This window comes from Cellulophaga geojensis KL-A, assembly GCF_000568425.1.
Lineage (GTDB): Bacteria > Bacteroidota > Bacteroidia > Flavobacteriales > Flavobacteriaceae > Cellulophaga > Cellulophaga lytica.
Window position 1 is genome coordinate 294,767 of sequence record NZ_ARZX01000002.1, and the last position, 9,404, is coordinate 304,170.

Below are 9,404 nucleotides of genomic sequence, written 5' to 3' on the forward strand. Positions count from 1 at the left end.
TGTTTTTTTATGTCATGTACCTCTCAAGCTCAAGACTGGGCCAATTTAAATAAATATAAAAAAGCTAATAAAGAACTAAATACTACTACACCTACAAATAACAATAGAGTTATTTTTATGGGTAACTCTATTACAGAAGGCTGGAGTAATGCAATGCCTAGCTTTTTTGAAAATAAAAATTATATTAACAGAGGTATAAGCGGGCAAACCACACCCCAAATGCTTATACGTTTTAGGCAAGATGTTATAAACCTAAAACCTAAAGTTGTTGTAATACTAGCTGGCACAAATGATATTGCTGGTAACACAGGCCCTACCACATTAGATGAAATTACCAACAATATAAAAAGTATGGCAGAACTTGCCATTACTAACAATATAAAAGTAATTATTTGCTCTACACTACCTGCTTTTGATTACCCTTGGTCTCCTAACAAAGAGCCTAACATAAAAATACCTGCCCTAAATAAAAAGCTTAAAACCTATGCTAAAGAAAACAATTTAATTTATTTAGATTATTTTTCTGCTATGGCTACTACAGAAAACGGATTACAAAAAGAACACTCTGGTGATGGCGTGCACCCTAATAAAAAAGGATATCAAATTATGGCTCCTTTAGCAGAAACTGCTATAAAAAAAGCACTTAAACAATAGTGCCATGAACACCCCTTTGGTTAGCATTTTAATACCGTTTAAAAATGTTGAGAAATTTTTTGATGACTGCATAACGTCTATAATTTCTCAAACCTATACCAATTGGGAGGTGATTGCTATTAATGATCATTCTACAGACAAAAGTGCTAAAATATTAGAAAAATACACTGCTAAAGATAACAGAATAAAAACTACTTTAAATACTGGAAAAGGCATAATTAACGCGTTGCAGTTAGCTTATAAATTATCTAATGGCAGCTATATTACCAGAATGGATTCTGATGATATAATGAAGCCTGAAAAGATTGAGGTTATGCTTTCTTCGCTTTTAAAAAGTGGCAAAAAACATATTGCTGTTGGTAAGGTTAAATACTTTGCAGAAAACGGCGTTAACGAAGGCTATAAAAAATACGAAGAATGGCTAAATAAATTAACTTCAATTGGTACTAATTACACCGAAATATACAAAGAGTGTGTTATACCTTCTCCTTGCTGGATGGTACATAAATCTGACTTTGAAAATGTAGACGCATTTAACCCCAACACATATCCTGAGGATTATGATTTAGCATTTAGATTTTACAAGCACAATATACAATGTATACCTTGTAACAGGGTTTTGCATATGTGGAGAGACTATACCACCAGAACATCACGTACCAGTGAGCATTATGCACAAAATTACTTTTTAGATATAAAGCTTGACTATTTTTTAGAGTTAGAATATAGCAAAAACAAAACACTACTTGTTTGGGGTGCCGGTAAAAAAGGAAAAGAAATTGCTAAAAAACTAATTAAAAAAAATATTAACTTTAAATGGGTATGTAACAACCAACAAAAAATAGGTAAAGACATTTATAACATAAAATTACAGCATTTTACAGTCCTCACAGATGTTAAAAACCCTCAAATTATAATTACAGTTGCTAACCAAGAGGAGCAGAAAAGTATAAAAACCTACCTTAATTCTTTAAAAATTAATACAATAAAAGATTATTTTTTCTTTTGCTAAAGTATTATCTGCTTTGCTGCAATTTCATTATATTTGAAAAATCAAATTAAGGAATGCAGTTTAAATATCCGGAACTTCTTTGGGCTTTATTTTTACTATTGGTTCCTCTATTTATTCATCTTTTTCAACTCCGTAGATTTAAAAAAACTCCTTTTACCAACGTTGCAATGTTGCAAAAGGTAAAAACGCAATCCAAAAAAGCTAAAAACTTAAAAAAGTGGCTTCTTTTAATAACTAGACTTTTACTATTTACAGCTTTAATTATAGCCTTTGCTCAGCCTTATTTTGCAAAAAAAGATGTTTTTAAAAAGAGAGAAACTGTCATTTACATAGATAATTCTTTTAGTATGCAAGCTCCTAATAACGGCACAAGTATTTTACAAAGTGTAGTACTAGAGCTGGTAAAAAATACACCAAAAGAAAAAGTATTTAGTCTTTTTACAAATACAAGCACCTACAAAAATGTAGTTTTAAAAGAAATACAAAATAATTTACTTTCATTAGAGCACAGTAGTAATCAGCTGCATTTAAATGATGTTTTATTAAAGGCAAACACACTATTTAGTTCTAATAACAATAGTATTAAAGATTTAATTATTGTGTCTGATTTTCAACAGAAAACTAATGCTGTAAGTTTAGATAGTACAAAAAATATAAATGTTTACACTGTTAAACAAAAAACCAATAATTTTAATAATATTAGTATTGATAGCATCTATATTTCTAACACAGATGCCAGCAATATAGAGCTAAGAGCTAACCTAACAGCTAATAACAATGTAGAAAACACAGCGGTTGCGCTTTATAATAACGATACATTAATAGCAAAAACATCAGCATTATTTAATTCTTCTAAAAAAGCTGAAGTAAATTTTACATTACCAAAAGACGTTAAAATTAATGGTAAAATAGAGCTTACAGATACAGGTTTACTTTATGATAATAGTTTCTTTTTTAATATAAATAAAAGAGAAAAAATAAAAGTGTTAACTATTTCTAATACAGACAACACCTTTTTAAATAAAATATTTACAGAAGATGAATTTACAACTACTACAACAACAATAAACCAATTAAATTACAGTAAAATTCCTAGCCAAAATTTAATTGTTTTAAACGAAGTAGACTTAATTCCTGAATCTTTAAAAAATGCTATAGTTTCATTTACTAAAAATGGAGGAAGTTTATTAATAATTCCTTCTTTACAAACAGATGCTAATAGCTATAATAATTTACTATCAAACTATTTTAAAACAAACATTAAAGGAACAACTAAAATAGAACGTAAAATTACTGGTATTAATTTTTCTCATACATTATACAAAAATGTATTTCAAAAAAGGGTAACAAACTTTCAGTACCCTACGGTTAATAGCTCTTTAATTGTAACCAGTTCTGCTCCTTCAATTTTAAGCTACCAAGATGGCTCTCCTTTTTTATTAGGAGCAAACGGGGTTTATTTCTTTACCAGTAGTTTAACTACAAAAAACTCTAACTTTAAAGGCTCTCCCCTAATTGTACCTACTTTATATAATATAGGATACAGCAGTTTTAATATACCTAAACTATATGCTACTTTAAATAAAACAACTAATGTAGATGTAGAAACAAAACTAGATAAAGATGTTGTTCTAAAAATTACAAAAGGTAAAACTGAAATTATTCCGCAACAACAAGCATTTACTAATAAGGCAACCTTAACATTTAGTAACACGCCTAAAAAAGCTGGTATTTACAAAATTAAAAAAGCAGACACAGAGCTAGGTTCTATTAGTTTTAATTATAATAGAGATGAAAGTAAATTACAGTATATAGATACTAACACTATAATTAACAGTAAAAATAACGATAGTATTGGTCAATTATTAATCAAATTAGAAAATAACCAAAAGGTACATGAGCTTTGGAAATGGTTTGTTATTTTTGCGTTGTTTTTTTTAGTACTAGAAGTTCTTATTCAAAAATATTTTAAATGAATATATTAATAAAATCTGCCAAAATTTTTGATAAATCAAACAAAGATATCCATCTAAAAACTAAAGATATTTTAGTTCTAAATGGTGTTATTAGTAAAATTGCAGATACTATAACTCCAGAAAAAAATACATCTGTCATATCTAAAAAAAACTTATGCATATCTATTGGCTGGTTAGATACTAGCGTATCATTTGGAGAACCTGGTTTTGAAGAAAGAGAAACAATAGCAAACGGATTAAAAACTGCTGCTAAAGGCGGCTTTACAGACATTATATTAAATACCAACACAAATCCAATTCCGTATACAAGCTCTACTATTGCTTTTATAAAAAATAAAGCAAGCCAAGAAACAACAAGTTTACATCCGCTAGGTGCATTAACTGTAAATAGTGAAACTGTAGATTTAGCAGAATTGTATGATATGAAAAACGCTGGCGCAGTTGGGTTTTCTGATTACAAAAAAGCAACTAGCAACTCTAACCTATTAAAAATAGCATTGCAGTATGCTCAAAATTTTAATGGATTAATTTATTCATTTCCGTTAGATACTAAAATTGCTGGTAAAGGGATAGTTAATGAAGGAGATGTTTCTACAAGTCTTGGATTAAAAGGAATTCCTGCATTAGCTGAGGAGCTACAAGTAGCCAGAGATTTATTTATTTTAGAATACACAGGAGGTAAATTACACATACCAACAATATCTACTGCAGGGTCTGTAAAATTAATATCAGACGCTAAGAAAAAAGGACTAGATGTAAGTTGTAGTGTTGCTTTATATAATTTACTTTACACGGATAGCAAGCTAACAGAATTTGACACAACATATAAAGTATTACCTCCATTACGAACCAAAAAAGACAAAACAGCACTAATTAACGCTGTTAAAAATGGCACTATAGATTTTGTAACTACAGATCATACGCCTTTAGATATTGAACAGAAAAAAATTGAGTTTGATAATGCAGCTTACGGCACCATAGGTTTAGAGTCGTCATTTGGTTTATTAAATACTATTTTTGATACCGAAACAACTGTAGAAATTTTAACAAAAGGCAGAGAACGCTATGGTTTACAAAAACCAGAAATAAAAGAAGGCAAAACAGCTTGTTTTACTTTATTTGATGAAGATACACAACATTTTATAAGTAAAAACACATCTATAAGTACTGCTAAAAACTGTATGTTTTTTGATGAAAAGTTAAAAGGTCAAGTTTTTGGTATTTTAAATAAAGATAGGGTAAAAATACTTTAAACTATTTAGTTGCGTTATTAAAAAGACTAATAGATAGTCAACTTTTTTAACCAACTAATTAATAAATTATGATTTTTGGAATTACGTTAATAATACTAGGCATTTTAGCCGCACCATCTTTACTATTATCTAGAAAACCTGATGCACAAGAACTTTTAGACAAAATTACACCTTACCAAGGCTGGATAGGTTTAGCATTTTGTGTTTGGGGAGTTTGGGGAATTATTTCCTCTATATTAAACCTTGGGTGGCTTACCACTTATCCTATTTATTGGGCAACTTTTTTAGCTGTAAATGTACTTTTAGCTGCTTTAGGATTTATTTTAGGTTACGGAATGATAAACAAACATTTATTATCTAAAAATGAAGAAGCAAAAGCAAAAGGGGAACTTTTATTAGCAAAACTAAGACCTTTACAAGGTAAATTAGGTATTGCCGCAATTGCTTTAGGAGTTTGGCAAATTATTACTAAACTATTATTCTTTGTGTAATTACAATATAATATATAAAAAGAGGTCTTAATTAGACCTCTTTTTTTTTGCAAAATTTTTACCTTGCACAAAAAAATATAATGAGTACAAATCCTAAAGGAAAAACTACAGCAATAGTGTCTTACTTAACTGGTGTAGGTACATTAATAGCAATTACAATGAATATGGATGACAAGCACGACTTTGCTCGTTTTCATATTAGACAAAACTTTGGTTTAAACTTATTTTTTTTAGGTTTTGCGTTATTTATTAGTCAATGGTTAAACCTGTATGCTTCGGCCGGTTTATACATATCTTACATAGTACTATGGACCTATGGGTTTATTGGTATGTTAAACAACAAAAAACAAGCAATTCCATTTATTGGAAAAGCATCTCAAAAATGGTTCACTTTTATAAATTAGTATGACTACAGCACCTTTATCCTTAGAACACATAATAAAACCAGCAACTATAGAGCAAGATAAAACCCCTGTTTTATTTATGCTACACGGTTACGGTAGTAATGAAGAAGATCTTTTTTCTTTTGCTCCAGAATTACAAAAAGAACTTTGTATTATATCTGTACGTGCTCCCTACCCTATGCAGCCTTACGGCAATGCTTGGTATGCTATAAATTTTGATGCAGAAAAAGGAAAATGGAGTGATGATGAACAAGCTGCAGAGTCTGTACAAAAAATACTAAATTTTATAGATGAAGCTTGTAATACTTATAACTTAGATAAAGATAATGTTACACTTTTAGGATTTAGTCAAGGTGCAATTTTAAGTTACGCAACGGCAATTTCTTATCCTGAAAAAGTAAAAAATGTAATAGCTTTAAGTGGTTATATTAATGAAAACTTAATAGATAAACTTAAGACAGACAAAGATCCTAGTAAACTAAACATTTATGCCTCTCATGGCAGTGTAGACCAAGTAATACCAGTAAGTTGGGCTCAAAAAACACCAAATTATTTAAAAAACTTAGGCATAACTTGCACTTATGAAGAGTACCCTATTGGGCACGGTGTTGCCCCACAAAATTTTTATTCGTTTAAAGAGTGGTTGTCTACTAAAATATAGTTTTAAATTTTAGTAAAAAATAAAGCCCCTGAATTTTATTTCAGGGGCTTTATTTTAAATTCTGCAAATACATTAGTCTCTGCGGTACAATAAATGATCCATCATTGTAAAGTCTACACCTAAATCATCTTTAAGGTCATACTTAATAAGTAATTCTCCCCAATATTTACCATCAGAAAAATCTGCAATAATCCATTTATGGTTTAAAACTTTAATTTTATTTATTTTAAAATCTCCTTCCATACCTTCATAAGGCACTAATGGGTTATCTCCCTTAGCTTCATTGGTTTCAATTAACTTATCTTCAATATATCTTGTAGGGTTTTCTAATTTTAAGTGATCAAAATTAGTTAATGCATCATCATTATTTTCTAGTAAAAAATATTTGAGATCTAGCTCTTTAATAGTAGCCTTTTGTATAGAGTCTTCAAGCGTTTCTATTTGAGTTTGTAATTTAGCAAATTTAGTGTTTGTAGCATCTATCATTTTATTTGCACTTACAAACTGATATAATGCAATTAATGCTGCAAAAATAAATAGGTATAAATATAAATACTTTTTCATTTGGTATTATTCTAAATGTTTATGGTTAAATTATCGTAGGCCAAATGTACATTATTTGGCAAAGATTTTTCTACTTCTTCATGAAAACCTAATAAATGGCTTATGTGTGTTAAATACGCTTTTTTAGGTTTAACAACAGCAATAAACTCTAATGCTTCTTCTAAATTAAAGTGAGAGTGATGCGCCTCTAAACGTAACGCATTCACCACCAATACATTTACATCTTTTAACTTTGCTATTTCTTCTTTAGAAATACTTTTTACATCTGTTAAATACACAAAATCATCTATTCTAAAACCAAAAACCTCTAATCTATTATGTAATGCTTTAATAGGTATAGCTACTTTGTTTCCTATTTTAAAAGGTGTATTTTCTTTAATTTCATGTATAGCTACAGCTGGTGCGCCAGGATACCTGTTTATATCAGCAAAAATGTATGCAAATCTTTTTTTTAATGCTTGTATTACCTGGTTATCTGCGTATATGGGTATATCTCCTTGTCTAAAGAAAAATGGTCTTATGTCATCTATACCCGCAGTGTGGTCTGAGTGTTCATGGGTAAACAAAATACCATCTAAATTAGGAATGGGATTTTGCAGCATTTGCTGTCTAAAATCTGGACCACAATCTATTACAAAGTTATAGTTGTCCCATGAAATTAAAACAGATACTCTTAATCTTTTATCCTTTGGATTTTTACTTAAACATACAGGATGCTTACTACCTATAACTGGTATTCCTTGAGAAGTTCCTGTACCCAAAAATGTGATTTTTAACAATTCAGCCTTTTTTATCAAATTTATAACATATTTATTTAATAGATAAATCTATCTTGTTAACTTTGTATACCGTAAAAAACAACAAAGAATGTCATCAGTCTTAAAAAAAGATTTTGCTTTTGAGAATATTCCTTCTACTAAAGCCAAAACCCTAAGAATAAATTTAAATCCTGATATCTACGGTACTTTTGCAGAAATTGGTGCCGGACAAGAGACTGCCAGACACTTTTTTAGATCTGGTGGCGCATCTGGAACCATTGCCAAGGCAATGAGTGCGTATGATAAAGATTTTAGTGACGCCATTTATGGTGTAGAAAACGATGGTAGATACGTTACCCAAGCCCGTTTAAAAACGATGCTTTCCCACGAAATGGGACTTATGGAGGAACGTATTAGTAGAGAAAAACATCCAGAGCGTTTATTTTTCTCTTATGCAAATACTGTTGCTACCATAGATTTTGCTAAAAAATACAAAGGTCACGGTTGGGTAGGTATCCGTTTTCAGCTAGATCCAGATCAAAAAGAATTTGACGAAATAATTATGCATGTTCGTTTTAAACAAAACGAAGCTAGATTACAACAAGAAACTTTAGGTATTTTAGGTGTTAACCTTATTTATGGTGCTTTTTACAAATATCATAAACCTCGTAAGCTACTTAAATACCTTTATGACCATATAGACAAGGATACTGTAGAAATTGATATGATTAATTTCTCTGGTCCTAATTTTGAAAAAGTAGACAACAGGCTAATTAGCTTACAGTTAATTAAAAATGATATGACCGATGCTGTTATGTTTGGCCCTGATGGTAACAACTTGTTGCCTGCTGCTGTTTTATACAAAAAAAATATACTTGCGTTGCGTGGTAGTTATAGACCAGTAACCAAAGTTAATATGGATATGTTTGAAAAATCTCATAATATTTTTATGAATGAACAAACAGTTAATCCAGATAAAACTATTGTAATTTTTGAAATTACGCTGGCAAACTTAAAAGCTAGCGGAGAAATAGATGAGCAAGATTTTATGGACAGAGCAGAACTTTTATGTTCTCTTGGCCATACTGTAATGATTTCTAAATTTCAAGAATACTTTAGACTTGTAGAGTATTTTAGCAATTATACAAAAGCTAAAATTGGTTTAACAATGGGAGTTAATAACCTTGTAGAGGTTTTTGATGAAAAGTATTACAGACATTTAAGTGGTGGTATACTTGAGGCTTTTGGTAAATTATTCTTTAAAGATTTAAAGGTATACTTATACCCAATGAAAAACGAAGAAACTGGCCAGATAATGACAAGTAACAACGTTAAAGTACACCCAAGAATGAAAGAGCTTTACAAATTCTTTAAGTATAACGGTAAAGTAATGGATATTTTTGATTATGATCCGGAGATTTTACATATTTTCTCTAGAGATGTATTAAAGAAAATTACCAACGGAGATAAAGACTGGGAAAAAATGTTACCAGAAGGTATTGCCGAAATTATAAAACGAAAAGAGTTATTTGTACGTAAGGCAGATAAAAAATAATTAAAAAAGCCACATTTTAAATGTGGCTTTTTTTTACTATTATTCTGTCCCGTCCTAACATAGCGATACACTAAAA

10 protein-coding genes are annotated in these 9,404 nt (G+C 29.8%); 8 read left to right on the plus strand and 2 right to left on the minus strand.

Annotation, left to right across the window (positions count from 1 at the left end; genetic code table 11):
• Window positions 1–9: 9 nt before the first annotated feature.
• The 7 genes from KLA_RS03600 (at window position 10) to KLA_RS03630 (ending at window position 6,451) form a co-directional block, all read left to right on the plus strand.
• Window positions 10–654 carry an SGNH/GDSL hydrolase family protein gene (locus tag KLA_RS03600; protein WP_152536822.1) on the plus strand — a complete coding sequence of 215 codons (645 nt, stop codon included), beginning with the start codon at window positions 10–12 and terminating at the stop codon, window positions 652–654.
• Window positions 655–658: 4 nt separating this feature from the next.
• Complete coding sequence (locus KLA_RS03605) at window positions 659–1,666, plus strand: glycosyltransferase family 2 protein (protein ID WP_034643902.1); 1,008 nt, start codon at window positions 659–661, stop codon at window positions 1,664–1,666.
• 53 nt (window positions 1,667–1,719) lie between these two features.
• Window positions 1,720–3,642, plus strand: coding sequence for a BatA domain-containing protein (locus KLA_RS03610; protein ID WP_034643904.1), 1,923 nt, complete (start codon window positions 1,720–1,722; stop codon window positions 3,640–3,642).
• Complete coding sequence (locus KLA_RS03615; protein ID WP_034643906.1) at window positions 3,639–4,895, plus strand: dihydroorotase; 1,257 nt, start codon at window positions 3,639–3,641, stop codon at window positions 4,893–4,895. Before KLA_RS03610 ends, KLA_RS03615 begins: the two co-directional genes overlap by 4 nt.
• 68 nt (window positions 4,896–4,963) lie before the next feature.
• Window positions 4,964–5,386 (plus strand): hypothetical protein, encoded by a 423-nt coding sequence (locus tag KLA_RS03620; protein WP_013622300.1) that lies wholly within the window; start codon window positions 4,964–4,966, stop codon window positions 5,384–5,386.
• 80 nt (window positions 5,387–5,466) lie between these two features.
• Window positions 5,467–5,790: a hypothetical protein gene (locus tag KLA_RS03625; protein ID WP_013622299.1), complete on the plus strand. Its 324-nt coding sequence runs from the start codon at window positions 5,467–5,469 to the stop codon at window positions 5,788–5,790.
• Between the two features lies 1 nt (window position 5,791).
• Window positions 5,792–6,451, plus strand: a complete 660-nt coding sequence (locus tag KLA_RS03630; protein ID WP_034643909.1) for an alpha/beta hydrolase — start codon at window positions 5,792–5,794, stop codon at window positions 6,449–6,451.
• 72 nt (window positions 6,452–6,523) lie between these two features.
• Here KLA_RS03630 and KLA_RS03635 read toward each other — a convergent pair whose 3' ends face one another.
• Window positions 6,524–7,015 carry a hypothetical protein gene (locus KLA_RS03635; RefSeq protein ID WP_013622297.1) on the minus strand — a complete coding sequence of 164 codons (492 nt, stop codon included), beginning with the start codon at window positions 7,013–7,015 and terminating at the stop codon, window positions 6,524–6,526.
• 11 nt (window positions 7,016–7,026) lie between these two features.
• Window positions 7,027–7,776 (minus strand): MBL fold metallo-hydrolase, encoded by a 750-nt coding sequence (locus tag KLA_RS03640; protein WP_232228758.1) that lies wholly within the window; start codon window positions 7,774–7,776, stop codon window positions 7,027–7,029.
• A 106-nt stretch (window positions 7,777–7,882) separates the two neighbouring features.
• On the opposite strand from KLA_RS03640, the gene KLA_RS03645 reads away from it, so the two are divergent.
• Window positions 7,883–9,328, plus strand: a complete 1,446-nt coding sequence (locus tag KLA_RS03645; RefSeq protein ID WP_013622295.1) for a hypothetical protein — start codon at window positions 7,883–7,885, stop codon at window positions 9,326–9,328.
• Window positions 9,329–9,404: the final 76 nt, after the last annotated feature.